Here is a 25,250-nt window from a genome sequence, read left to right as displayed (position 1 = left end):
GGAGTCCGCCAAGGGTGCTGGTGGCCGGCCCGCGCGACTTCGACGCTGTCCTCACTTTGCTCATTCGGAGGGACCGGCGACATGGCCGTACACGCAGGAAGACCGACCGCGGTCGCTCAGCAGCCGGGCCAGGACGAGCCCCCGGACACCAGCGTCACCGGAGCCGGGGACCGCCACAAGTTGACCGCCGTCCAGGGCCTCGCCGCACTGTCGCTCGACGCCATGGCCTCCGTGGCGTACGGCCCGGAGTCGATCGTGCTCGTCCTGGCCGCCGCGGGCGCCCACGGCATGGGTTTCACCCTCCCGGTCACCCTCGCCATCGCCGCGCTCCTGGCGGTGCTGGTGGCCTCGTACCGGCAGGTCATCGCCGCGTTTCCCGACGGCGGCGGGTCCTACGCCGTGGCCGGGCGGCACCTGGGCCGGCGGACCGGCCTGGTCGCGGCCGCCTCGCTGATCCTCGACTACGTGCTGAACGTCGCCGTCTCCGTCACGGCCGGCGTGGCCGCACTGACCTCGGCCTTTCCCGGCCTGCACGGTGAGCGGGTCTGGATCTGCCTCGCCGTCCTGGTCCTGGTCACCGCCGTGAACCTGCGCGGGGTCGTCGATTCCGCCAAGGCCTTCTTGCTCCCGACCGCGCTCTTCGTCGGTTCGATCCTCGCGATGATCACGGTCGGCCTCTTCCGCGACGGCCCGGTCAGCACCGCCTCCGCCGCCGGGCACGGCTCCGCGCTCGGGGAGGGGGCCACCGCGGTCGGCGCACTCCTGCTGCTGAAGGCGTTCGCGGCCGGCTGCTCGGCACTGACGGGCGTCGAGGCCGTCGCCAACGCCGTACCGTCCTTCCGCGCCCCGGCCGCCCGCCGCGCCCAGCGCACCGAGGTCGCCCTCGGCGCCCTCCTCGGCGTCATGCTGATCGGCCTGTCCGTCCTCATCGGCCGCTTCCACCTCCAGCCCGTCGAGGGCGTCACCGTCCTCGCCCAGCTCGCCGACGCCTCCTTCGGACACGACGCGGCCTTTTACGTCGTCCAGTTCGCCACCATGGTGCTCCTCGCGCTCGCCGCGAACACCTCCTTCGGCGGCCTCCCCGTGCTGATGAGCCTGCTGGCCCGCGACAACCACCTGCCGCACCTCTTCGCCCTCAAGGCCGACCGGCAGGTCCACCGCCACGGCGTGGTCTGGCTGGCCCTCGTCTCGGCCGCCCTGCTCGTCTTCTCCGGCGGCGACACCAACACCCTCGTCCCGCTCTTCGCGATCGGCGTCTTCGTCGGCTTCACCCTCTGCCAGGTCGGCATGGTCCGGCACTGGTACGGCGAGCGCCCCGGGGGCTGGCGGACCAAGGCCGCCCTCAACGGCTTCGGCGCGCTGCTGACCGGCATCTCCGCGGTGGTCGTCACCGCCACCAAGTTCACGGAAGGCGCCTGGCTGATCGTCCTCGCCCTGCCCTTGATCGTCCTCGCCTTCGAGAAGATCCACCGGGCCTACGCCGAGATCGGCGAGCGTCTGGAGCTGGGCCGCGTCCCGCAGCCGCCGCACCGGGCCCACTCGCTCGTCGTCGTCCCCGTCTCCGGTCTGTCCCGCCTGACCTGCCAGGCCCTCACCGCAGCCCGCTCCCTCGGCGACGAAGTCCTGGCCGTCACCGTCACCCACCCCACGGCCGAGGACCGGCGGGCCGCCGCAGCCCTGCACCGGGACTGGGAGTTGTGGAACCCGGGCGTCGAGCTGATCGAACTCTCCTCGGGCACCCGCTCGCTGGGCCGCCCCGTATCGGCGTACGTGCGGGGGCTCGCGCAGACCCACCCGGACGCCCAGGTCACCGTCCTCATCCCGGAGACCGAACCCGCGCACCTGTGGCAGCGGCTGCTCCGGAACCGGCGCGGCTCCGTCGTCGCCCACGCGGTCCGGCGCGACACCGACGCCGTCATCTGCCGCCTCCGCTTCCGCATCATGGCGGACGTCGGGCCGGCCGTCCCCCAGGCACCCTTCCGGTCCCGTCCGACCCCGGGCCGCAAGGCCCGTCGGCGCCGGTTCCCCGCAGGGGGAGGAGCCGCTCAGTAGGATGCGGCGGGCAGATCCCGTAGGGGCAGCGACGGCCGGGCCCGCGGGATCGGGCGGGATGCGGGGGGGGGGCCTTGAACGTCGCGGGGATGCACATCGGCGGCCGGTACCGGCTGGAGGCACTGCTCGGACGCGGCGGGATGGGCGAGGTGTGGCGGGCCCACGATCCCCGGCTCGACCGCAAGGTCGCGATCAAGTTCCTTCCCCCGCATCTGGCCGACGGCCACGTCGTGGACCGGTTCCTCCGCGAGGCCCAGGTCACGGCGCGGCTCCAGCACGCAGGTATCACGCAGGTCTTCGACAGCGGCGCGCAGGACGGACAGCTCCACCTGGTGATGGAGCTGCTCGACGGGCGGAACCTGGGCACCGTGCTGCAGGAGCAGACGTCCGGGCTCCCCGTGCACCGCGCTGTGGACCTGGCCGCGCAAGTGGCCGACGCGCTCTCGTACGCCCACCGGGCGGACATCGTCCATCGGGACATCAAACCCGCCAACCTCATGCTCGTCGCCGGCGGCCGGGTGAAGGTGTGCGACTTCGGGATCGCGGGCTTCGTCCAGGCGGACTCCGGCCTGACCCGGGAGGGCAGCCTGATGGGGACACCCGACTACATGGCGCCCGAACAGTGCCAGGGCCGGCGGGTCGACGGCCGGGCCGACCTGTACGCCCTCGGCTGCGTCCTGTTCGCCCTCCTCACCGGGAAGCCGCCGTTCACGACACACGGAGACTTCCGGGTCGTGATGATGGATCACATCCACACACCACCCCCGCGGCCGGCCTCTCTGCGGCCCGGCGTGCCCGTCGAACTCGACCGGTTCGTCTCCGTGCTGCTCTCGAAGGATCCCGGTGACCGCCCGGAGTACGCCGGGGCCGTCGCCGACCGGCTCAGGAACCTGATCTCCCGGCGCACCGGCGCGCCGCTCTCCGTGCCGCGACAGGCCCCGACGCCCGCTTCCCCCTGCGGACCGGACCCCCGGTACGCGTACGCCGGCCGCCCGGCCCCGGCCCCGCCCGCCTCCGGTTTCACCATGGAGGCGGACTACGGCGACTTCCTTCACCCGGAGGCGACCGAGGTCCATACGGTCGTCACGGTGACGGGTGCGGGCGCAGCCCCCGACGACACGGCGGCCGCGGCGCCCCGCGCCCTGGTCTTCCTCCTCGGGCTCTCGGAGCGGCTCCCCGCTGCGGACTTCCGCACCGTGACGGCTGCGGTCGCCGCCGCCGTCGACGGCCTGGACGAGGGCGCTGCCTTCGCCGTCGTGGCGGGCTCGGACCATGCCCGGATGCTCTACCCCGACACCATGCGCCTGGTCCGGGCGAACGCGGAGACCAAGGCCGAGGCGCGCGCCGCGCTGGCCGGGCTGGAGCCGGTCGGGGCGGTCGCCTTCGGCAGATGGCTGCGGCTAGCCGACCGGCTGCTGGCCGCGCACGGCGACGCCGTGCGCACCGCGATCCTCCTCATGGATGCGACCGTCACGGCGGAGAGCCCCGAAGAGCTGCCCTCCGTGCTCGCCTCGTGCGCCGGCCGCTTCACCTGCCACGCCCGCGGCATCGGCACCGACTGGGAGGTGGCCGCGATCAGATCCATCACCACGGCACTGTCCGGCACGCTGGACATCGTCATGGATCCCTCGGAGCCCACGTCGCAACTCACGGGGGAGCTGACCGCGCTCATCGCCCGGACCCGCCAGTCGTTCGCCCGCGACCTCGCCCTGCGGGTCGCGATGCCCGGAGGCGGGCAGGTGCGGTTCGTCAAGCAGCTCACACCGTCCGTGGACGATCTCACCGGCCACGGGTACCAGGTCGGCCCCGGCACCGGTGAGTACCCCATCGAGGTTCCGGACGGCGAATCCCGCGACTACCACCTCCTGCTGGACCTGCCACCCGGCAGTCATGACGGCGAGGCGGTCGCGGCCGAGCTGAGCATCGTCGCCCTTCCCCCGTCCGGCGACGGACAGACACTCGCCCGGCTGCCGATACCGGTCCGGCGGGACGCCGAGCCCCCCTCGCCCTCGTAGCCGGGGGTGCTCCGTCCGGGCGCACGCGCGCCGCGACCGTCACCGACCCGCTCGGCCGGCACCACCTGACGGCAGGCGGGGTTCCAGGTGCAAGGGGGTGCGCCGGCTACGCCACAGGTGGCCCTGTACGCGTTAAGGACACGTCAGGGTTTGCTCACTCGCGTGCAGAAAGGATCGGTCTGCGTACGCTTGCTCAGCCGTCGTTGTCGATGGCTGATTCTTTGCCGTACGACAGGAGTCCCCCACGATGGCCACCCCTGCCCGCACGTCACGCCTGCGCGCGTGGATGCTGGAAGGCTTGACCGCCGAGAACAGTTCGCCCGCCGCCAAGGAGGCGGCCGCCCAGCCGCACGGACGGCCGTGGTGGCGGGTCATGTGCCTGACGGGTCTCGACTACTTCTCCACCCTCGGCTACCAGCCCGGCATCGCGTTCCTCGCGGCCGGGCTGCTGTCGCCGCTGGCGACCGTCGTGCTCGTGCTGCTCACCCTGTTCGGCGCGCTGCCCGTCTACCGGCGGGTGGCGGAGGAGAGTCCGCACGGCGAGGGCTCCATCGCGATGCTGGAGCGGCTGCTGACGTTCTGGAAGGGGAAGCTGTTCGTCCTGACCCTGCTCGGGTTCGCGGCGACCGACTTCCTGATCACCATCACCCTCTCCGCCGCCGACGCGACCGCGCACATGGTGGAGAACCCGCACCTCACCAGCACCCTGCACGGCCACGAGGTGCTGATCACCCTGATCCTCATCGCACTCCTCGGCGCGGTGTTCCTCAAGGGGTTCAGCGAGGCCATCGGTGTCGCCGTGGTCCTGGTCTTCACGTACCTCGGCCTGAACGTGATCGTGGTGGCGGTCGGACTGTGGCACGTGTTCACCGCACCGCAGGTCATCACCGACTGGACGACCGCGCTGACCGCCGAGCACGGCAATCCGTTCATGATGATCGCCATCGCGCTCGTCGTGTTCCCGAAGCTCGCGCTGGGTCTGTCCGGCTTCGAGACCGGTGTGGCGGTCATGCCGCACGTCAAGGGCGATCCCGAGGACATCCCCGCGAAGCCGGCGGGCCGGATCCGCGGTGCGAAGAAGCTGCTGACCACGGCCGCCGTGATCATGAGCGTCTTCCTGATCTGCTCCAGCCTCATCACGACCCTGCTGATCCCGGCCGCCCAGTTCGAGCCCGGCGGCGAGGCCAACGGACGCGCCCTCGCCTACCTGGCGCACGAGTACCTGGGATCCGCCTTCGGCACCGTCTACGACATCTCCACGATCCTCATCCTGTGGTTCGCCGGCTCCTCCGCGATGGCCGGCCTGCTGAACCTGATGCCCCGCTACCTGCCCCGCTACGGCATGGCCCCGCACTGGGCCCGCGCCCTGCGCCCCATGGTCATCGTGTTCACCCTCGTCGCGTTCCTGGTCACCTGGATCTTCGACGCCGACGTCGATGCCCAGGGCGGCGCTTACGCCACCGGTGTCCTCGTGCTGATCACCTCGGCCGCGGTCGCCGTGACCATCGCCGCCCGCAGGGCGGGGGAGCGCGGCTGGACCATCGGCTTCGGCATCATCTCCGCCGTCTTCATCTACACGACCGGCGTCAACATCGTCGAACGCCCCGACGGCGTGAAGATCGGCGCCTGCTTCATCGCCGGCATCATGGCCCTCTCCCTCCTCTCCCGGCTCGCCCGCGTCTTCGAGCTGCGCGTCACGCACGTGGAGTTCGACGACATGGCCCAGCGGTTCATCCGCGACACCGCCAACCGCACGATCCGGTTCATCGCGAACGAGCCCGACAACCGGGACCGCGAGGAATACCGGCAGAAGAAGGAACAGATCCGCGCGGACAACGACATCCCCGCCGGGGACGACGTCATGTTCGTCGAGGTCACCGTCCTGGACGCCTCCGAGTTCGAATCAGGCATGCGCGTACGCGGCGAAGTGCTGCACGACCGCTACCGCGTCCTGACCCTGGAGAGCTCCAGCATCCCCAACGCCCTCGCGGCCTTTCTGCTCCACGTCCGGGACGAGACCGGCCAGCGCCCGCACATCTACTTCGAGTGGACCGAGGGAAACCCGATGGCCAACTTCCTACGCTTCTTCCTCTTCGGCCAGGGCGAGGTCGCCCCCGTCACCCGAGAGGTCATCAGGGAAGCCGAACCGGACCGCGCCCGCCGCCCCCACGTCCACGCCGGCTGACCCGTCCGACGCGACTTCGGATCGCCGGCGGTGACGCCCGGACCGCCCGGAAGGTCAGCGTGCCCGCTCGTCGGCCGGTGCCGGGGAGGGGGCCTCGGCGGCCCAGGCCAGTAGCACCCGCAGGGCGTCGTGCGAGGGGCTGCCCGGCTCGGCGGCATACGTGATCAGGGCTTGATCGGGGTCGTCCGCTGCACGCAGGGTCTCGTAGGCCAGTTCCAGATCGCCTACCACCGGATGGTGGAACCGCTTGGTTCCCGAGGTCTTGTCCTGCACGGGGTGTTCGGCCCACCAGCGACGGAAGTCCGCGCTCTTCATGGACAGTTCGCCGATCAGGCTCGCCAACTGGGGGTCGTCGGGGTGCCGTCCCGCGTCCAGGTGGAGGTAGGCCACATTCCCGCGGGCGCAGGAGGGCCAGTCCGCGTACAGTTCCCGGGACGTCTCGTCGAGGAAGGTGATCCGGGCGATGTTGCGCTCCGCTCGGTCCAGGGCCGCGTAGTCGCCGAAGAGGGCGACCGCCGCCGCGTTCCAGGCCAGTACGTCCATGCGCCGGCCCATCACCATCGCCGGTATGTCCACCAGATCGTCCAGCAACCGCTGAAGCATGGGGCGCACGTGTTGCGGCTGGGCCTGGCGCCGGGGAACGCTCCGGGCGGAGGACTGCGGTCGGGCGAGGCGGTGCAGGTGCCGTGTGGCATCCCCGTCCAGCCGAAGTGCGCGCGCGAGGGCGTCGAGTACCGCGCCCGAGGGGTTGGGCACGCGGCCCTGTTCCATCCGTGTGTAGTAGTCGACGCTCACTCCGGCGAGCTGTGCGATCTCCTCGCGGCGCAGGCCCGCGACGCGGCGGCGGCCTCCGAAGTCCGGCAGGGCGACGTCTTCAGGGTGCAGGAGGGCGCGGCGGGTCCGGAGGAATTCGCCCATGTTGATCGCTGTGCTCATACGACGATTGTGGCCGGTCGTGACGGGTCGCTGCCTGGCCCTGTCAGGGCCAGGCAGCCACGCCTGCCGTCAGGAGACGGGGATCGCGTTCACCAGGCCCCCGTCTACGGCGATGTCCTGGGCGGTGATGTACGACGACCGCGGGGAGAGGAGGAAGGCGACGGTCTCGGCGATGTCCTCGGCCTGGCCGAGCCGCCGCAGCGGCACCTGGGAGCGGATGGCATCGTGCGAGGCGGGATCCGGGTTGGCGGCATCGAACATCTCGGTGACGACGTAGCCCGGGCTGACCGAGTTGACCCGGATACCCCGCTCGGCGAGATCACTGCCCAGCGTGCGGGCCAGACTGTGGACGGCGGCCTTGGTGGCCGCGTACACGGGAGTGACCGCCAGGCCCCGGTGCAGTGTCCAGGAGGCGTTGATCACGATGGAACCGCCTCCCGCCGCGTCGAGCAGCGGCAGAACCTTCTGGACCGTGAAGAACACACCCTTGAAGTTGACGTCGACGCTGAGGTCGAAGTCCTGCTCGGTGACCTCGCCACTGCGCTGGAACACTCCGACGCCGGCATTGGCGAACACCCCGTCCAGACGTCCGTGGCGTTCACGGATCAGGGCGGCCAAGCGGTCGAGGTCGGCAAGGCTGGCGGAGTCGGCCCGGACCGTGAACAGCCGGGCACCCTGGTCGGAGACCTTGGCCAGTTGTTCGGCCGCGCGGTCGAGGCGGGCATCGTCGCGGCCCGTGATGACGATTTCGGCGCCGGCTTCCAGGAGCAGACGCGCGGTGGCCAGGCCCATCCCGCTGGTTCCGCCGGTGATCAGGACGACACGGTTGCGGAAGCCGGTCACATCAATGCTGTTGTCGGTCATGACCACAGCCTCGCCACCAGCCTCCGGGCCAACCAGGCCCGGATCAACCTGGGTCTCCCAGGGCCCCCTTCTGCAGGCGGCCGAGACTGCCTCCCCCCACTGGGGCTTCCGCAGCCGACCACTCAGGACGTGTCGTGTCGTGTCGATCGGTCCGGGCGCCGCGAGCCCGGACCGTTCGACAGGTGACACCTCTAATTCGTTAGTAATGAGAGGTTCTGGATCTCTGAGGGGCCCGGGGCGGTTGTCCAGCCCAGGGCAGGACGTGTGTGGACTGGTGGCGCTGGGCGCCGGCCGGTCCTCGCACGTTCTGCCGCAGCGGGCCCGTCGGGTTCGGGATCCTCGATGGATGAGCTGCCGCACGGTGACGCGTTTTCTCCTCACGAGCTTCGAGCTCTGGACACGGCGTGCGCCCGTGTGGTTTGGCGGCGCCGCGCACGGCTGATGAGGTGGCGGGCCTTGGAGCCCTGGAATTAGTGCGCCGTGCGGCCCCGCGTGCTCGTCTTCGAGAACGGCACCGGAGAAGGGGCGGGATTCATCGAGACCAGCCGCGGTCTGCTCGTCGCCACGCTGCGGCAGGGCCCTCGAAAGATTTACGCGGTCAACCCGATGGCTGCCTCCCGCTACCGCGACCGGCACGGAGTCAGCCGCAAGAAGTCGGACCCAGGCGACGCCCTGGTCCTCGCCAACATCATCCGCACCGACGCACCGCCCGCTGCCCGCCGACACCGGCCTGGCCCAGGCCGTCGCCGTCCTGGCCCGCGCACAGCAGGACGCGGTCTGGAACCGGCAGCAGGTCGCCAACCAGCTGCGGTCCCTGCTCAGGGAGTTCTTCCCGGCGATGATCGAGGCGTTCAGGGACAAGCCGGGAACCCTGACCCGCCTTGACGCCCGCCGCATCCTGGCCGTCGCGCCCACACCTGCCCTGCAACCAAGCTGCAGATGTGGAAGCTGACCGCCATGCTCCGGCGAGCCGGCCGCCGCCGGGGCATCGAAACCGACGCGGAACGAATCCAGCAGCTCTTCCGCCAGGAGGCCCCGCGGCAGCTGCCCCTCGTCGAGGACGCCATGGGCAAGCAGGCACTGGTGGCCCTGCTGCTGCAACTGGACGCCGCCTGCCAGGCGGTCGATGACCTGGCGCGGGCCACCGAGGAAGCCTTTCGGTCACACCCCGACGCGGCGATCATGCTGAGCTTTTCCGGGATCGGTCCCCCGGTCGGTGCCCGCATCCTCGGCGATGAACAGACCCGGTTCGCCAAAGCCGGTGGGTTGAAGGCGTACGCCGGCTCGGCTCCGATCACGCGTGCCTCCGGCAAGCGCCGATACGTTGGACGTCGGTTCGTGAAGAACAACCGCCTCAACCACGTCGGTCACCTGTGAGCCTTCGCCTCCCTCAGCGGTTCAAGTGGTGCGGACGCCCACTACCGGCGCCGCCGAGCAGGAGGGGACTGGCATATGCAGGCTCTGCGGCACCTGTTCAACCGGATGCTCGGCCAACTCCATCACTGCCTCTTGGCACGGGTCCCGTTCGATGAAGCGATCGCCTTCCCCACAGAGCCCCAGCCAGCAGGGACGTCCACCGCGTGAGGCAGAACGAGGCAGCTTGTCCAGGGGCGGCGGGGGAGACGATCATTCGGTCATGAGACCCGAAGTGCAGACGTTCGTTGCCGGCGGACCGCTTCCCGACTGGGACGCGAGCGAGGAAGAGATCGATAGGCGTGAACGCCAGCTGAGGGCGATCTCCCGCCCTGTCACGTCCGAAGAGGCGGCTGCCCTGGCCACCTGTTTCGGCCCCGACGACTGCTACGGCGTCGCCTGGACGCTTGTGCACCTGATCGAGACGGCTCCCAGCCCGGTGCCACAGTGGGAGGATCCGGGTCCGGAAGCCGGAGACTGGGCCGAGGTTCTGCGGGCGCGATGGGGCGGCGGCTTGACGGCTAAACTGCATGAGGTGTCTCAGCTGCCGATGTCCCGGCTCCGGAAGTCCTCCAGCGTCTCGCGCCGGACCAGCACCCGCGGCGTGCCCTCGTGGACGGCGACCACCGGGGGACGCCCCACCATGTTGTAACCGGAGGCCATGGACAACTGGTACGCGCCCGCCACCGGTACGGCGATCAGATCACCGGGGTGGATGTCCCCCGGCAGTTCCACATCGGCCGCGAGAACGTCCCCGGCCTCGCAGTGCCGGCCGACGACCGTGGCCGTGCAGGCACCGGCGGCGGAGTGCCGGCCGATCAGGCGGGGCGCGTAGCGCACCCCGTAGAGGGCGGGCCGCGGATTGTCGCTCATCCCGCCGTCCACGGCGACGAACACCTTCTCCCCGGTGTGCTTGACGGCGAGCACCCGGTACAAAGCCACTCCGGCGGGCCCGACGACGGCTCGTCCGGGCTCGATGAGGAGCCGGGGGACGGTCAGGCCCGCGGCGGCGCAGCTTTCGCCGAGCTCGGCGCGGAGGCCGCGGGCGAGAGCGGTGAGGTCGAGGGCGGACTCGCCCGGCCGGTAGGCGATGCCGTGGCCGCCGCCCATGTCCAGCTCGGGCAGGGCGATGCCGTGCGCGTCACGGATGCGGGCCATCAGCCCGACCATCCTGCGCAGGGCGACGAGGTAGGGCTCCACCTCGGTGATCTGGGATCCGATGTGGCAGTGCAGGCCGGTCAGTTCGAGCTGCGGCTGGCCGAGTATGCGCGCGACGGCGTCCTGCGCCGATCCGTCGGTGGGCGAAAGGCCGAACTTCTGGTCCTCCGTACCGGTGCGGATCTTCACGTGGCCCCCGGCCGAGACGCCCGGCACCACCCGCACCATCACCTTCTGGTGCCCGTCCGGCCCGACGGCGGCCGCGATCCGGGCGATCTCCGACGGCCCGTCGATGACGATACGGCCGACGCCCAGCCGCAGCGCCGTCCCGATGTCCCGGGGCGATTTCGCGTTGCCGTGCAGCACGATCCGTTCCGGCGGGAACCCGGCAGTGACGGCGAGCTCCAGCTCTCCGGCGGAACAGACGTCCAGGCCCAGTCCCTCCTCGTCCACCCAGCGCACCATCGCGCGGGAGAGGAAGGCCTTGGCGGCGTAGAGGACGTCGGCCTCGGGGAGGGCCGCGCGGTAGGTGCGGCACCGCTCGCGGACCTCGCCTTCGTCCAGAACGTAGGCAGGCGTGTCGAACCGGTCGGCGATCTCCACCAGGGAAACCCCGCCGACGGCCACGTCACCGTGCGGGAGCCGGGTCGTGGAGGCGGGCCACACGGACAGTTCACCGGCACCGGCCGGAATCTCCGAGAGGGAGGCGATGGTCATGATGCGGTTCCCTTCAGAGGGTCCGGGCGACGGTCTCGGGAGCCTGCGTGACGGGAGCGGCGACCGCCCCCGCGGCCGTCCCGGCAGCCGTCCCGGCAGCCGCCCCGGTCACCGCAGGCGCGGTGAGGGTCGGGTCGACGGTCAGCAGCGATGCTCCGACCGGTTCGGCCATCGCGCGGAGCGCGGACTCGGAGAGCCGGATCCAGCGCTGGCCGGCGCCGAGCGTGGCGGCCAGCCGCTCCGCACTGGTGAACCCCACAGCGGTACGTGCTCCCAGAGGGGTGCGGAACAGCCGCACCACCACCTCCGCCGTTCCCGGCAGGACCGGCACGTACAGGGGCCCGGCCGGGACACGTTCTTCAGGCTCCGGGTCGTCTTCGTACTGGAACAAACACATGAGGCCCTCCCAGAGGAACCACGAGTGACGGTTGAGGCCCCGGATGCGGGGAGGCGGTCCGGGGCGCGACAACGAAGCTATCCCCGCCCGCACGCACCTGCGGCCACCCCATGACGGGACCTTGACGGCGACGGACCGAGTCCATACGGATCGCTGACGGGCCCCGGAGCGGGGTGGCATCAGGGTTCCGTACGGGGTGGGGACATCCGCGTGAGAAAGCCGTCAATACCGCGTCCGCGTCCGCTTCCGCGGCCTTCCATGGGAACCGGTGAACGCCGAGGAGAGGGAAGAAGCCGTGCCGAAAGTCGTGGTCGGTGCCACGGGCACCCCGGGAAGTCTGGCCGCCTTGCACCAGGCCGCCGCAGAGGCCCGGGTGCGTGACGCGGAGCTGTGGGCCGTCCTGGCCTGGCAGCCGCCGGGCGGCGAACTCGGGAGCCGCAACGGCCTCGGGCCCGATGCTGCGGCGCAATGCCGCGCCGCAGCCGTCGAAAGACTGCGCGAGGTCCTCGATACGGCCTTCGGCGCCGTCCGTCCCGGTGTCACCCTCGTGGGCCGCACGGTACGGGCCACCCCGGGCGCGGCCCTGGTGGACACGGCCCGCGACCCGGAGGACCTCCTCGTGGTCGGCACGGGACCCCGTACCGTGTGGCGCCGCCTCGGCCGCCCCTCGGTGGCCCGCTACTGCATGGCGCACGCCGCCTGCCCCGTCCTCGCGGTTCCGCCGTCCCCGCTCCAGGCAGAGCTGGAATCGGTGCACCGTCGCAACGTCTGGAGGATTCCGCTGGATCTGCGGGAGCTGGCCCCCTGAGCCCGTGGCGGACGGCCGAGGACACGCTGCTGCCCTGTCGGCCGCCACCCGTGAACCGGCCCGCCGGCATCACGACGAATCCGCCGACCAGCATCGCGCTGCCGCACCGGCCGCACCGGGCGCACCGGCCGCACCGGGCGTCCATGGGCACATCCGCGCCCACCTCCCCGTGACCAGCGAAATCGACCCGGGAGGGAAGCCACCGCGGTCGGCTGCGAGGACATCTCGGCCGAGGCGGAGGAGCATCTATTGCTGTGAGGCCTGTCCGGCGCGCCACGCCCCGGCGGGCACGAGGCGGCGCACATCGGTCGGCCGTGAGGAGGAAGGCCATGATCGTCGACTGCGCACATTATCGCGACGGGCGCCGACAGGACGAGGGCGCGATGCCACTGGAACAGGCGGCCGCGCGCTGCCGGCAAGGTGGATTCGTCTGGCTCGGCATTTTCGAACCGGGCCCCGAGGAACTGGACCGGGTCCGCGAGATCTTCGGACTGCACGAGCTCGCCGTCGAGGACGCCTCGGCCTTCCACCTGCGGCCGAAGGCCGAGCAGTACGAGGACGGCACCGAGCTGATCATCCTGCGCACGGCACGCTACGACGACGACCGCGAGGAGATCGACACCGGCGAGATCAGCATCTTCCTCGCCGACCACTTCGTGATCACCGTTCGCCAGGGCATCGCGAGCGAGCTGCACGAAGCCCGGAGCCGGCTCGAAAGCCGCCCCGAACTCCTCAAGGCCGGCAGCGCCTCCACGCTGTGGGCGATCCTCGACCAGGTCGTCGACAGCTACTCGCCGGTCGTCGGCGAACTGGAGCGCGACATCGAGCAGATCGAAGCCACGGTGTTCTCCGGGGCGGTCGCCCCGACCGAGCGGATCTACTCCCTGCGACGCGAGGCCACCGACTTCTACCGGGCCGTGCACCCGCTGCTCGCCGTGCTCACGCGGCGGCTCCAGCCCGGCAGGACGCCGCCCGCGCTCCGGCCGTACATGCGTGACGTGCACGACCACCTGCTGCTGGTCAACGAGGAGGTCGCCGCCCAACGCGACCTCCTGACCACCGTCCTGGAAGCGAACATCGCGGTGATCTCCGTAGAGCAGAACAAGATCAACCTTCGCCAGAGCGCCACGATGGAACGCCTGACGATCCTCGCGAGCGTGTTCCTCCCCCTGTCCTTCGTGGTCGGCTTCTTCGGGCAGAATTTCGGCTGGCTGGTGACCCACATCAGCAGCTTCACGGCGTTCCTCACCCTCACCGTCCTCGGGGTGCTCCTGCCCTGCCTGATGCTGTACGTCTGGCTGCGCCGACGCCGAGGCCGGCCGACACCGCCGATACCCGAGGTGAGCCGCGTCGGCCGGCACGCCCCGGCAGCCACCACGAAGTGAGGACGGCACGGGCGGTCGGCCGAACCCTCGCGGACGGACGCTGCGGCCCGGGCTGATCGGCGGGCCCCGCCCGCCCGGTCCGCCCCGCCCGCCCCGCCCGCCTGCTCCATACAGGAACGCGCCCCGGGCTGAGCCGTTCCGTGCCGCCCTTTAGCCGAAGTTGCTTAAGCATCTCCGTCCCGAGGCCGGCAGCACTATCGTCCACATCCCGTCATGACCTGCGGCCCTGTCCGAGTCCCTCCTGTCGCCCCGGTGAGCCCTACCGTCCGACCGCTGCCCCGCAGGACCGAGTTCCGGGCGGCGGTGCCGCCGCTGACGACCGCCACTTCGGAGACTGACTGTTCATGCACACCGGATCACCTCCCGCGAGGACGTCGCCGACCGTCCTGGCGCTGGTCGCCGCCCTGTTCGCCCTGTTCGCCCTGATCCTCGGCGGTGCGGGCCCCGCCTTCGCGCACGCCGGCCTCAGCGGCTCCGATCCTGCGGAAGGCAGCGTCCTGGAGACGGCTCCGAAACAGCTCACCCTCACCTTCACCGAGTCGGTCAGCTTCTCCGAGGACTCACTGAGAGTGCTGTCTCCGGAGAACGAGCGCGCCAACCCGCGCCCGGCCCAGCACGCGGACGGCAAGGAGAACACCGCGCGGGTGGAGCTGCCCGACAAGCTCCCCCGGGGCACCTACACGGTGGCCTGGCGCGTCGTCTCCGCCGACGGCCACCCGATCTCGGGCGCGTTCGTCTTCTCCATCGGTCAACCGTCCGGCACCACCGCCGTGGTGGCGACCGGCTCACCCGAGGACACCGCGGCCGGCCGCCTGTACGGCTTCTTCCGCTACGTCGCCTACAGCGGGCTCGCTCTTCTGGTCGGAGCTGCCGCCTTCGTCCTCGTGTGCTGGCCCACCGCGGGAGCGGTCCGCCCCGTACGCAGACTGCTGGCCGTGGGCTGGGCGGCACTGGTGGCGTCCACCGTCGCCCTGTTGCTGCTGCGCGGCCCGTACGAAACGGCCGGCGAGCTGACATCGGCGTTCGACCCGTCTCAGCTGGGCCGGACCGTCACCGGGAGGCCCGGCATCGCACTGATCGCGCGGCTCGTACTGCTCGCGGTCGCCGCGGTGCTGCTGAGGCGGCCGGCCCTACGGCTCGACCGTGACGACGACGGATCGCCACCGAGGGACCTCGGAGCCGGCGTCCGCCCGGGCGGAGCGGTTCTCGCCCTGGCCCTCGCCTTCACCTGGGCCTCCGCGGAACATGCCTCCGCCGGCATCCAGGTGCCGCTGGCCATTCCGGTCGCCGTGCTGCACCTGCTGGCCATGGGGGTCTGGCTGGGCGGCCTGATCACGCTGGCGGTCCTCCTGAGGCGTCGGGGGCCCGGCAGCCGCGACATCCCGGCGTCCGCGATCGGCCGGTTCTCCACCCTGGCCTTCACCGCCGTCGCCGTACTGGTCGGCACGGGGATGTACCAGTCCTGGCGACAGGTCGGCTCGTGGGAGGCGCTGTCCACCACGTCGTACGGCAGGACGCTCGCGGTGAAGATCGCCGCCGTGGTTCTCGTGCTGTGCGCAGCGTCCTTCTCCCGCCGTTGGACGGCCCGGCTCGTTCACCAGGCGCCACCGGCCGCGGAACCGCAGGCGGTGCCCGAGCCCGAGCTGGTGAGCGCCGTACGGACGGGCGGCGCGCCGCCTTCCCCCGTCACGCCCGACCACAGCGGTACGCCCGACGCACCCGCCGGGGGTGGGCCGGGGGACGCTACCGGGCCGCCCGTCTTCGACGCCGACGGATACCGGCGCAGCCTGCGGCGCACGGTGGCGGTCGAAGCCGTGCTCGGTGTCGTGGTCCTGGCGATCACGACCTTGCTCACCGGAACCCAGCCCAGCCGCGCCGCCGACACGGCCACGGCGGCGACGGCGGCCACGGCTCAGGAGCCGCAGACGAAGGTGGTCACGGTCCCGTTCGACATGGGGACGGCCAACCAGCACGGCGCGGTACAGATCACGCTGGCCCCGGGACGCGTCGGCGAGAACACCGTCGAAGCCGTCGTGTTCACCGCGGACGGCGGCCTCGCCACCGTCCCCGAACTCCGCCTCACCCTCACCCAGGAAGAACTCGGAATCGGCCCACTGGACGCCAAGCTCAAGAACCAGAAGGGGTACTGGGCCACCTACGACCTGCAGCTGCCCATGCCCGGCGTCTGGACCCTGAACATCACCGTGCGCACCACCGACATCGACCAGGTCACCGTGCGCGAGACCGTCCGCATCACGTAGTCGTCATCACGTAGTCGTCGCAGGAGGAGCAAGCGCGCACGGGACCCGCGCGCGATCGGGGCCGGAGCACGGCGTGAGCCGCGTGCCGGCCCCGATCGCGCCGGTCAGGCTCGGCTACGGCTGCGACGCACCCACCAGAAGGTGCCGACCGCGACGAGCAGGAGCACGACCGCAACCGCGCCGGCGACGGCGCCGGTGCTGTCGCCCGCCTCGGCCTCGGCCCCCGCCTCGCCCGTCGCCTGCGCGCCGTCGGACGCGACGGGAGCGGACGGCGCCCCCGACGGCTGGACGGACGGGGCGGCGCTCGGCGTCGGAGACGGCGAGGGGCTCGGGGCGATCGGCTTCGCCCCGGGGGCCGCCGCCTTCAGCTCGAGCACGGGAGCCGGGTTGTCGACCTTCTCGCCGCCGGTGGGCACCTCGATCCAGCGCGAGACCTTTCCGTCGCCGTAGGTCTCCAGAGTCTTGAAGACCAGGGACTTCTCGTCGGGCAGCTGGCGCACGGTGATGCTGTACTCGGCATCGGTGCCGGTGGCCAGAGCCGGGCCACCGATCGCGTACCCGTCCGGTGTGGCCGTCAGCTTCCACTCCTTGGGAGCGTCCTTGAGCGTCACGGCGTCCGGAGCGATGCCCTTCGGGAGGACCACCTTCAACTCCGCGATGCCTGCGGTGTCCGACTCCGCCTCGGAGGTGAAGGACAGTGTGACGTTCTCGGCGAGGGCGCGCGGATCGGAGGCGGTGACCTCGGCGTGCGCGGCGGCCGGCCCGGCAGCCACGCCCAGGACCACCAGGGCGCCGGCGACCGCAAAGGCCGTCCTGGAGAACGGCAGATGGGTGTGTGACCTGTTCATGATGGAGAAACCCTCTCGGTACGCGGCACGGGCCTCACCCCGCGGGTGAAGAGCCGGCCAGGATCAGGGGAACGTCTCCTGCACCTCCGGCAGGAGGCCCCCGGCGCACCACCGCGTGACAGAGCATGGTCATCACCGCCGGCCGTACGGCGAGCCCGCCGAGCGCGACGGGTACCGCCCGCAGACCAGGCCGGAACCACGGCCGGCGGCCCGTACCGAAAGCCGCGGCGGCGAGCGCCACCGCCGCCTGGGCCCAGCGGCCCACCGTCTCCGGCAGACGGCTCAGCACCTCGTCCGCGCGGTACATCAGCAGAGCCATCGAGCACGTGGCCACGCAGTGGGCCGCCGCCATGGCCCACGCCGCATGGTGTGGGGTGTGCCCGATCTCCCGCAGCACACCGCCGTGCGCTACGGCGTGCCCGTGGCGTACATGGCTCGGCAGGGACAGAGCCCCGTGCAGGAGCAGCTGAGCCAGCCCGGTCGCCGCAAGCACGTACCGACCGGGCAGGGACGGACGGGCCGCCGGCCACGCGAGGGCGAAGACGGCCAGAACCCCGACCGCCGCCCGCCACCAGGACACCGGATCCTCCGAGGCCAGGTGATGGGCCACGACGGCCAACACCGAGCTGAGCAGCGTGAACACGGCAGCCCGCAGCCACTGTCCGCTCCGCCCGGCAGGCTGCGGACACGAGCGCATCCGTGTACGGGCTCCGGCCATGTCGCGCTCATCATCCACCGCCCCCCTCGCGGCGATCCCACAACTGTCAATTGTGAAACAGTTTTTCGGTCGGCCGTGTGATCGGGGTCGCCGAGCGGGCGCAGGCGGGGATCGGGCGGCCCCGAAGGCCGTCGGAGATACGCCAGGGGGCACGGCTACTGTTCGGGGTGGATCATCCTGATCGACTTGTCACCGGGGGGCTTCACTCATGCTCAAGCGCCATGTCTCCGTCCTGATGGTGGCCGCCGGCTGCCTCGTGCTCTCCGCGTGCTCCGGCGGTCAGGCATCCGTGACGGCCGGACAGGCACCGGCAGGGACGCAGAAGGCCCCCTCGGCGCCGCAGACCGATCCGGCGCCGTCCTCTTCCGTTCCCTTGCCGACGCGCGGGGCGGCCGGCGCCATACCCGACGCCCCGCGGCTGCGGGAGCTCGCGCTGCAGCCGGGCGAGGCCGCCGGGGTCCCGGACCCCGAGCGCGGCATCCGGGACCTGGACTCCTCCGAGCTGAGACCTCTGCCCCGGACGGAAGCGTCGTCGGCCCCGTGCCCCACCATGTGGGAGCTGCTCAGGCAGAAGGGTGCGCAGGCCGCCGTCTCCCAGACCTTCGACTCCGGCGAACCCGGGAGCCCGCAGATGACGTTCCTCGCGTCCTACACGGGGACAGGGGCCGCGACGGCCTTCGCCCAGCTGCGCACGGCCGTCGCCGCGTGCCCCTCGGACGACTCCGACGAACGCAAGGCGACCGCGCGGTACGAGGACCTCGACAAAGCAGGGTTCCCCGAGGACACGATCCACATCCGGATGACCTTCGAAGATGAAGGCTCCGCCGAGCCCGTCGAAGTCCTGGATCGCATCGTGGCCCGGGTCGGCGTGTGCATCGTCGACATGACGACCATGGGTCCGGAGCCGTACCCGAGCATTTCCGAGGCTCCCGCTCTCCGTCAGATCGAGCGACTTCGGGCCGCGCAGGGGCTGTGAGACCGACCCTGGCCGGAGGTGGGCCGGCCCTGACAGGCCGGGGGCCTTCAAGGCGCGTAGGGGAGTGTGCGCACCTGGTACGTCTACCCGGTCGGGCAGCCGACAAGGCCCCTCCACCCGGTTACGCGGGCCCGGGGCCGCGGTAGTACTCCCAGAAGTCTGGCTCGATGTTCTCCGGCTGTTCGCGCGCGAGCTTGTCGTACCGCTCGTTCATCAGGTCCAGTCCGTCGCGGATGTTGACGTGGAAGGTTTCCATGATCTTCTTCAGGGCGGGCAGCATCCGACCGGCCAGGATCAGTGGGTCGGCTTCGGGCCAACAGCGTTCCGCGGCGGCCGCCTTGTCGTCGCTCATCCCGAGATCATCATCTGACATGCCGGGAAGTCTGACAGACGCGGACCGGTCGCTTCCGCTCATTTTCCGCGAGTATCCGACCGGGCTGCGGCAGGGACGGCGGCGCGGGCCGCCGCCCTGCCGCGCCCGGGGGGCTCAGCCGAGCGGGACGGTGGTGGCCGCGCGGCTTCCCGGGGCGGTCGGAGTGGGGATCTCCTGGAGACCCTTGTCGGCGGAGGAGGCGGGGGTGCCCGCGCCGACGGGGGTGGTGGTCGTGGGGCGGTCGGCGACGCAGCGCTGCTTCTCGGTCTCGGTCATCGGGCCGGTGCGTTGCATGAGCCGGTCGGGCACGGCGCGGGAGGGGCCGTCGATGACCGCGTGGAGGCGGTAGTCCTCCTTGTTGCTGACGAACCAGCCCTCCACCCGTTCCCTGCTGGGCTGGAGTTCGACCCAGCTGACCTCGCCGGGCATGATCTTCTCGTTGACCTGGCGCTGGTCGCTGCTGAACCACTGCCAGGGCCGCTGCCAGGTCTTCTCGTAGGCGAGGGCGAACTGGGTGGCCATCGGACGCGCCTTGATCCGCTTGACGTCCTCGGCGCGGTCGCCGGTGGTGGGTAGGCGGGCGACCTCTTCCAGGGCGAGGTTCGCGTCGGTGTAGGTCTGGGCGATGCTGTCGTGGCTGCGTTCGGAGTAGTTCAGGACGCGGGTGTGTTCCAGCGGGTTGCGGGTGCAGTTGACGAACGTCTCGCCGATGACGCGGGCCTGGCCGAAGTAGCGGAAGGAAGTCCGCTTGTCGGGGCGGAAGGTGCAGGCGTTCTCGCCGTTGCAGGCGGCCGCCGCGTTGTGCAGGGACTTCTCGCGTTCGTTGCCCTTGAACGCCTCGGACGTGCCGAGCGCGGTCCGGTCGACGGTCTGGTCGACGGCCGGGGGCACCTCCACCGCACGGACGGCGGCGATCATCGGGGTGCAGGTGAGGTGCGTTTTGGTGCCGGTGACCTTCGAGGTGAAGGTGAGCGCGGGATCGCTCTCGGCGGCGGTGAACGCGTAGGTGCGGCCGGTCCACTTGCCGGTGCCGGGTGTGCCCTTGACTCGGCCGGTGTCGGGGGCGGTGGTCACCGCCTGGACCGGTCCGCCGCTGCCCTCGACGGTGTAGGGCTGCCCGCTGTCGACGTCGGCGGCCACGCACTCCTTGGAGACGGCGGGGCTGTCCTCGTAGGTGACGGTGACCCGGGCTCCGGCGCGCACTCCGCGCAGTCGTTGCCGCAGGGTGTTGCCGTCCTTCTGCAGGGCGACGGCGTGGTAGGTGCCGGTACGGCCGGAGGCGGCCGGCGAGTAACGCTGGTTGGCGCCGGTCCAGTTGTCGATGGTGACGGTGGTGGGGCCATCGCCCTTCATGGCGGGCTCGGCGAAGTCACCGTTGAGGACGGCCACGGGCTGTTCGCCCGGTGCGGCGTGGACGGCGGTGGCCAGGGGCGGCAGGAGTACGGCGGTGGCGGTGAGCACGGTCAGGGTGGCGCCCAGGGGCGGGCGGAAGGGGTGTCTCATGGCGGGGGTCCTCCTCGGGTGGGGCGGCAGGAACCGCCGGAGGCCGGGCGCGGGGCGACTTCGCGCTGCGGCGAGGCGCTGGGGTGAACGGTGGCGCGGGCCGGGATCTGCTTCACGGGCCGGGGACGCCGGGAGCCGAGTTGCCCGGGGGCCGCGTACCGCTGCAGAGTCCACCGGGGGCGGTGGACGTCTGGGCGACGAAGTGGCTGTCGTTGGCCATGGAGGGGCTGTCCACGGCCACGTTGAGGATGCCGCTGCCCTTGTTCGTGACGAGCTGGCCGACGATGCGGCGCATGGCGACGGTCGCGCCGAACACCATCATGTCGTGGGCCTTGACGGTGCTCTTGTAGGTCGTGGTCTCGGTGGTGTCGACCGTCCACGTCTTCGCGTACGCGGCCTTGAACGCGGCCTGGAAGGCGAGTTTGGCGCTGGTCTCGCCGGCGATCTTCCCTCCGCCGCCGACGTTGACCTTGGTGGCTGCCTCGGTGGTGGGGCCCTTGTCCAGGTTGGGCCCCTTGGCGGTGATGCCGCTTTCGTTGGCGAGGGTGGTGGTGACCTCTCCGGAGGCCTGGATGGTGCCCTCGGCGGTGACGGAGCCGGAGATCTCACCGTTGATGTTGTCGGTGGTGACGGCGTGCAGGGTCACCGTCCGCTCGACGTTCATGTCGTTCTGGGTGCAGTTGATGACGGCGTTGCCCAGGGACCTGACCGTCGTGGCGAACTCGATCCCGAGTTTGCGGTTGATGCGGAAGGAGCAGCCGGACGGGTTCTGCTCGCACTCCTTCAGAACGTCGGAGACCTTCGCGGGGCGGCCGTCGGCGGTCACGGCACGAGGTACGGGCGCAGGACCGGGGCCGGCCCCGGGCTGGGGTGGCGCGGCCAGGGCGGTCAGGGGAGAGGCCAGGGACACGGCGAGGGCCAGAGCAGGAGCGGCGAGTACGACGCGGCGCGCGGGCATGGGGGATCCCTTCGAGGAGTGAGGGGGAGCGGGGTGAGCGGGTCCGTCAGCCGCCGAGCAGGGCACACAACTGGGAGACGGGGAACGGGCTCTGGGCGTCGTCCGCCGATCCGGTCGGCAGCGACGCGAGGAAGCCGGAGCAGGTGGAGGTGACCGCGGCGGACGCGTCGCCGGCGGGGCCGGGCTTGAAATCCTTGATGGTGCTGGTCATGTCGGTGACGCCCTGCTTCTCTCCCATGCCCGGGCCGGTGAGCCCCTCCATACAGCTGCTGGAGCCGGGTTTGCACTCCTCCAGCTTCTTGCCGACGTCCTCGATGGTCTTCTCCGCCTTCTTGGCGTCCTCCTCGGTCTCCTTCTGCTGCTCCTCGACCTTCTTCTCCTGCTCCTCGTTCTCCTTCCGGTCCTTGCACGCCTGGTCGTCGGCGGCGCATTCCTCGGCCGGGGCACTCAGGGCGGGGTACCCGGGGGGCTCGGCGTGGGCGGGCGCGGTGAGGAGCGTCGGAGCGGCGAGGGACAAGGCGGAGGCGAGCAGCGCGGCGGACAGGGCGCGGCGCGCGGACGTGCGTGGGTTCACCTGAACTCCCGGAAAGGTGGGTGGAGGGCGTCACGGAGGCGACGCAGGGCCACGGAAGAACGCTTCCGTGATCATCAAAGGTGATCTGAAGCTAATAGGACCGACCCTGGCGGCATGGCAGGACACACGGGGCGGCGTGCCCCCTCGGCCGTGTTCACCACAACGGCCGTCGCGGCCAATTGCCCCGGATGCCACGCGAGAAGGAGCTCCGGCGCCCCGCCAGGGACCCGCTTGCGCACCCGTCGCCGACACCCTCCGGGATGACCGGCCTCACGCGGCCGCAGCAGCGGAGAGCGTCGCCTTCCCCTGTTGGGCGCGGCCGATCGGAGGTCCACCCGGATTCGCTCCCGTCCCGGCGCATTCGGCCGCCGGTGCTCCGTGTGGGTGGGGACTCGAACGAGTGCCCGGCAATGAGGTGGTTCCGCGGCGCCGGCTCGCAATGGTGATCATTTCCGGTAACCCTACTGACAGGCCCACGGCGTCGACCGACCTCGCGGCCCGGTCCGCGTACGTCCCTGCGGGCCTTACGCGCCCGGCCCACAGGCGACTCCCCACCCCACTGAGCGCCGAGGTTCCGTACGCCCTCACACCAAGGAGAGCAGCGCATGACCCCTCGACTTCTCCCGAGCCCCGACCCGGCACGCCTCCCGCACGGCACAGCCGCGGCGGCCCCGTCCGTCCGGCGCAGCGCGCCCCGCCGCCGCTGGATGCTCGCGGCCGTCACCACGGCCATGGCCACGGCCCTGGCCGCCCCCACGGCCACCGCCAACGAGGGCAACCCGACCGTCCTGAGCTGGGGCGCCGGCCGCACCGGCCAGCTCGGCAACGGCACCCTCGCCGACAGCCTTTCGCCCTCCTCCGTCACCAGCCTCTTCCGCGGCGACGTCGACGAGATCTCGGCCGGCGGTACTTCGTCCGCCGACTCCTTCGTGCTCGCCCGCACCGACAGCACCGTCAAGTCCTGGGGGCACAACTCCTCGGGCCAGCTCGGCAACGGCGGCAACACCAACCAGACCGTGCCGACCACCGTCCCGCGCCTGACCAACATCAAGAGCGTCGCCGCCGGCGGAAAGCACGGCCTCGCCCTTGACACCTCCGGCCAGGTCTACTCCTGGGGTGACAACGCCTACGGCCAGCTCGGCAACAACCGGACCGGAGACAGCCGTACCGTCCCCGACCGGGTCCAGGGCATGCCGAAGGTGAAGCAGATCTCCGCGGGCTGCGACTTCAGCCTGGCCCTGCTGGAGAACGGCAAGGTCTACGCGTGGGGCCGCGGAATCCACGGCCAGCTCGGCAACGGCAGCCGCGCCACCAGCTCCGTCCCGCGCCAGGTGCAGGGGCTGGAGAACATCGTCGAGGTCGACGCGGGCTGCCACCACGCCCTCGCGCTCACCGCCGAGGACACCGTCAAGTCCTGGGGCTACAACCTCTACGGCCAGCTCGGCAACTCCAGCACCAAGTCCTCCACCCTCCCCGTAGACGTCGACTGGGTCGAAGGCGTCTCCGACATCGAGGCCGGCGCCTTCCACAACTACGTCAAGACCAGCGACAGCCATGTCTGGGGCTGGGGCAACAACCAGTACGGGCAGCTCCTGGAGGGCGACGAGTCGTTCGGCGACAACGTCTCGCGGACCAACCGCACCGCGCCGGTCGAGATCCCGCGCCTGGAGGGCGTCCAGCACCTCGCCGCCGGAGCGCGCCACGGGGTCGCGGTGACCGCGGACGACGTCTTCACCTGGGGCCACAACGGCGAGGGGCAGCTCGGCAACGGCACCACCGTCCCCCGCTACGAATCCGTGAAGATCCTCAAGGAGGGATCGGCGATCAAGAACGTGGCCGTGTCCCTGGGCGGCAACACGACGTACGCCTACTGAGGGGGTGCGTCACGCCATGACGAACCCCAGACGACGCACAAGTCTCGGCGTCCTTCTGGCCCTTTCCGCCCTCCTCACCACGGCCGCCCAGGGCCCCGCGCGTACCGAGAAGCCCGAGCCGTGGGTACGGGCCTGGGGCAGCAACGCCGTCGGACAGCTCGGCAACGCCGCCACGCTCGACCAGCAGACGCCGTCCGCGGTCCGCGGCCTCGCCCGCGACGACGTGCGCGAGCTGGCGGGTGGCGGCAACGCCACCACGTCCTTCGCCGTAGCGCTGCTCAACGACGGCACCGTGCAGGCGTGGGGCGACGCCTCGCGCGGGCAACTGGGCGACGGCACCACGGCCTCCCGGTCCTACCCGGTCGCCGTCGCCGGTCTGTCCGGCGTCTCCGGAGTGGCCGCGGGGATCTTCGCCGCTTACGCGGTACGGAACGGCCGCGTCCTCGCCTGGGGCAACAACACCTACGGCCAGCTCGGCAACGGCAGCACCGCCGTGAGCACGGACCCGCCGACCAGCCGCCCCGTCTCCGTCCAGAGCCTGAACAAAGTCAAGGACATCGCGGCGGGCTGCAACCATGTGGCCGCCCTCCGCGAGGACGGCTCGGTCTGGACCTGGGGACGGAACAACGAGGGGCAGCTCGGCGACGGCTCCACAAGTGACCGCAACACTCCCAAGCGCGTCGCCGGCCTTCAGGACATCGTGGCCGTGGCGGCCGGCTGCACCCACATGCTCGCCCTGACGGCCGACGGCACGGTGAAGGCGTGGGGCCGGGGTGCCAACGGCCAGCTCGGCAACGGCTCCACGACAGCCAGCCCCGTACCCGTGAACGTCGAGTACCTGAAGAACGTCGTGGGCATCGTCGCGGTCAGCCACCACAGCTTCGCGCTCCTCGACGACGGCACAGTCCGGGCGTGGGGCTGGAACAACGCCGGACAACTGGGCGACGGAACCAAATCGGACCGCACGACGCCGGTCCCGCTCCCCGGCCTGACCGGTGTCAAGGCGATGGCCGGCGGCTGGACCCACTCCCTCGCCGTCCTCGACGACCAGTCCGTGGTCGCCTGGGGCGACAACGCCAACGGTCAGCTCGGCGACGCGAGCACCACCGCCTCCCTCACCCCCGTCACGGCCCTGCCCGCGGGCAGCGGTACGACCCGAGTCGCCGCGTCCCTCGGATGGAACTCCAGCTACGCCTACTGATTCCCGGCGCCCACACCGCGCCCTCCAACAACCA

At 71.3% G+C, this 25,250-nt stretch carries 19 protein-coding genes and 1 pseudogene; 10 read left to right on the top strand and 10 right to left on the bottom strand.

The window, feature by feature from the left end; genetic code table 11:
* Positions 1 to 81 precede the first annotated feature (81 nt).
* The 3 genes from KO717_RS03580 (at position 82) to KO717_RS03570 (ending at position 6,252) form a co-directional block, all read left to right on the top strand.
* The gene (locus KO717_RS03580; protein WP_301364399.1) at positions 82 to 2,052 is read left to right on the top strand and encodes an APC family permease; all 1,971 of its coding nucleotides are present in this window, start codon (positions 82 to 84) and stop codon (positions 2,050 to 2,052) included.
* Between the two features lie 74 nt (positions 2,053 to 2,126).
* Positions 2,127 to 4,067 carry a serine/threonine-protein kinase gene (locus KO717_RS03575; RefSeq protein ID WP_301364398.1) on the top strand — a complete coding sequence of 647 codons (1,941 nt, stop codon included), beginning with the start codon at positions 2,127 to 2,129 and terminating at the stop codon, positions 4,065 to 4,067.
* A gap of 247 nt (positions 4,068 to 4,314) precedes the next feature.
* Positions 4,315 to 6,252 (top strand): amino acid transporter, encoded by a 1,938-nt coding sequence (locus KO717_RS03570; protein ID WP_301364397.1) that lies wholly within the window; start codon positions 4,315 to 4,317, stop codon positions 6,250 to 6,252.
* A 54-nt stretch (positions 6,253 to 6,306) separates the two neighbouring features.
* On the opposite strand, the gene KO717_RS03565 is transcribed toward KO717_RS03570, so the two are convergent.
* A complete protein-coding gene (locus KO717_RS03565; protein ID WP_301364396.1) occupies positions 6,307 to 7,188 on the bottom strand; it encodes a helix-turn-helix transcriptional regulator in 882 nt (293 codons plus the stop codon).
* A gap of 69 nt (positions 7,189 to 7,257) precedes the next feature.
* Positions 7,258 to 8,052, bottom strand: a complete 795-nt coding sequence (locus tag KO717_RS03560) for an SDR family NAD(P)-dependent oxidoreductase (protein WP_301364395.1) — start codon at positions 8,050 to 8,052, stop codon at positions 7,258 to 7,260.
* A 534-nt stretch (positions 8,053 to 8,586) separates the two neighbouring features.
* Here KO717_RS03560 and KO717_RS03555 point away from each other — a divergent pair.
* A pseudogene (locus KO717_RS03555) lies at positions 8,587 to 9,636 on the top strand (IS110 family transposase); the annotation flags it as partial.
* Between the two features lie 369 nt (positions 9,637 to 10,005).
* On the opposite strand, the gene lysA reads toward KO717_RS03555, so the two are convergent.
* Positions 10,006 to 11,340 carry a diaminopimelate decarboxylase gene (lysA, locus tag KO717_RS03550; RefSeq protein ID WP_301364394.1) on the bottom strand — a complete coding sequence of 445 codons (1,335 nt, stop codon included), beginning with the start codon at positions 11,338 to 11,340 and terminating at the stop codon, positions 10,006 to 10,008.
* A gap of 13 nt (positions 11,341 to 11,353) precedes the next feature.
* Positions 11,354 to 11,737, bottom strand: coding sequence for an SAV_915 family protein (locus tag KO717_RS03545; protein WP_301364393.1), 384 nt, complete (start codon positions 11,735 to 11,737; stop codon positions 11,354 to 11,356).
* A 295-nt stretch (positions 11,738 to 12,032) separates the two neighbouring features.
* Here KO717_RS03545 and KO717_RS03540 point away from each other — a divergent pair, with 295 nt between their 5' ends.
* The 3 genes from KO717_RS03540 to KO717_RS03530 all read left to right on the top strand — a co-directional run bounded on the left by KO717_RS03540 (position 12,033) and on the right by KO717_RS03530 (position 16,191).
* Positions 12,033 to 12,545 (top strand): universal stress protein, encoded by a 513-nt coding sequence (locus tag KO717_RS03540; RefSeq protein WP_301364392.1) that lies wholly within the window; start codon positions 12,033 to 12,035, stop codon positions 12,543 to 12,545.
* A 383-nt stretch (positions 12,546 to 12,928) separates the two neighbouring features.
* Entirely contained in the window at positions 12,929 to 13,930 is a 1,002-nt protein-coding gene (locus tag KO717_RS03535; RefSeq protein ID WP_301364391.1) for a magnesium and cobalt transport protein CorA, read from the top strand.
* Positions 13,931 to 14,274: 344 nt separating this feature from the next.
* Entirely contained in the window at positions 14,275 to 16,191 is a 1,917-nt protein-coding gene (locus KO717_RS03530) for a copper resistance CopC/CopD family protein (RefSeq protein ID WP_301364390.1), read from the top strand.
* Positions 16,192 to 16,295: 104 nt separating this feature from the next.
* On the opposite strand, the gene KO717_RS03525 is transcribed toward KO717_RS03530, so the two are convergent.
* Positions 16,296 to 17,039 (bottom strand): DUF1775 domain-containing protein, encoded by a 744-nt coding sequence (locus KO717_RS03525; protein ID WP_301364389.1) that lies wholly within the window; start codon positions 17,037 to 17,039, stop codon positions 16,296 to 16,298.
* A gap of 34 nt (positions 17,040 to 17,073) precedes the next feature.
* A complete protein-coding gene (locus tag KO717_RS03520) occupies positions 17,074 to 17,682 on the bottom strand; it encodes a hypothetical protein (protein WP_301364388.1) in 609 nt (202 codons plus the stop codon).
* A gap of 283 nt (positions 17,683 to 17,965) precedes the next feature.
* Here KO717_RS03520 and KO717_RS03515 point away from each other — a divergent pair, with 283 nt between their 5' ends.
* The gene (locus tag KO717_RS03515) at positions 17,966 to 18,733 is read left to right on the top strand and encodes a hypothetical protein (protein WP_301364387.1); all 768 of its coding nucleotides are present in this window, start codon (positions 17,966 to 17,968) and stop codon (positions 18,731 to 18,733) included.
* Positions 18,734 to 18,854: 121 nt separating this feature from the next.
* Here KO717_RS03515 and KO717_RS03510 read toward each other — a convergent pair whose 3' ends face one another.
* From KO717_RS03510 to KO717_RS03495, 4 genes are all read right to left on the bottom strand, one after another.
* Entirely contained in the window at positions 18,855 to 19,085 is a 231-nt protein-coding gene (locus tag KO717_RS03510; protein WP_301364386.1) for a hypothetical protein, read from the bottom strand.
* A gap of 135 nt (positions 19,086 to 19,220) precedes the next feature.
* Positions 19,221 to 20,609: a hypothetical protein gene (locus KO717_RS03505; RefSeq protein ID WP_301364385.1), complete on the bottom strand. Its 1,389-nt coding sequence runs from the start codon at positions 20,607 to 20,609 to the stop codon at positions 19,221 to 19,223.
* A 112-nt stretch (positions 20,610 to 20,721) separates the two neighbouring features.
* Complete coding sequence (locus KO717_RS03500; RefSeq protein ID WP_301364384.1) at positions 20,722 to 21,567, bottom strand: hypothetical protein; 846 nt, start codon at positions 21,565 to 21,567, stop codon at positions 20,722 to 20,724.
* A gap of 46 nt (positions 21,568 to 21,613) precedes the next feature.
* Positions 21,614 to 22,141, bottom strand: a complete 528-nt coding sequence (locus KO717_RS03495) for a hypothetical protein (protein WP_301364383.1) — start codon at positions 22,139 to 22,141, stop codon at positions 21,614 to 21,616.
* Between the two features lie 605 nt (positions 22,142 to 22,746).
* Between KO717_RS03495 and KO717_RS03490 the strand changes: the two genes are divergently transcribed.
* A complete protein-coding gene (locus tag KO717_RS03490) occupies positions 22,747 to 24,015 on the top strand; it encodes an RCC1-like domain-containing protein (protein ID WP_301364382.1) in 1,269 nt (422 codons plus the stop codon).
* A gap of 16 nt (positions 24,016 to 24,031) precedes the next feature.
* Positions 24,032 to 25,216, top strand: a complete 1,185-nt coding sequence (locus tag KO717_RS03485; protein ID WP_301364381.1) for an RCC1 domain-containing protein — start codon at positions 24,032 to 24,034, stop codon at positions 25,214 to 25,216.
* The last annotated feature ends 34 nt before the right edge of the window (positions 25,217 to 25,250 follow it).

This window comes from Streptomyces xanthophaeus (assembly GCF_030440515.1).
Lineage (GTDB): Bacteria > Actinomycetota > Actinomycetes > Streptomycetales > Streptomycetaceae > Streptomyces > Streptomyces kutzneri.
This window is presented reverse-complemented; position numbering and strand designations above follow the sequence as displayed.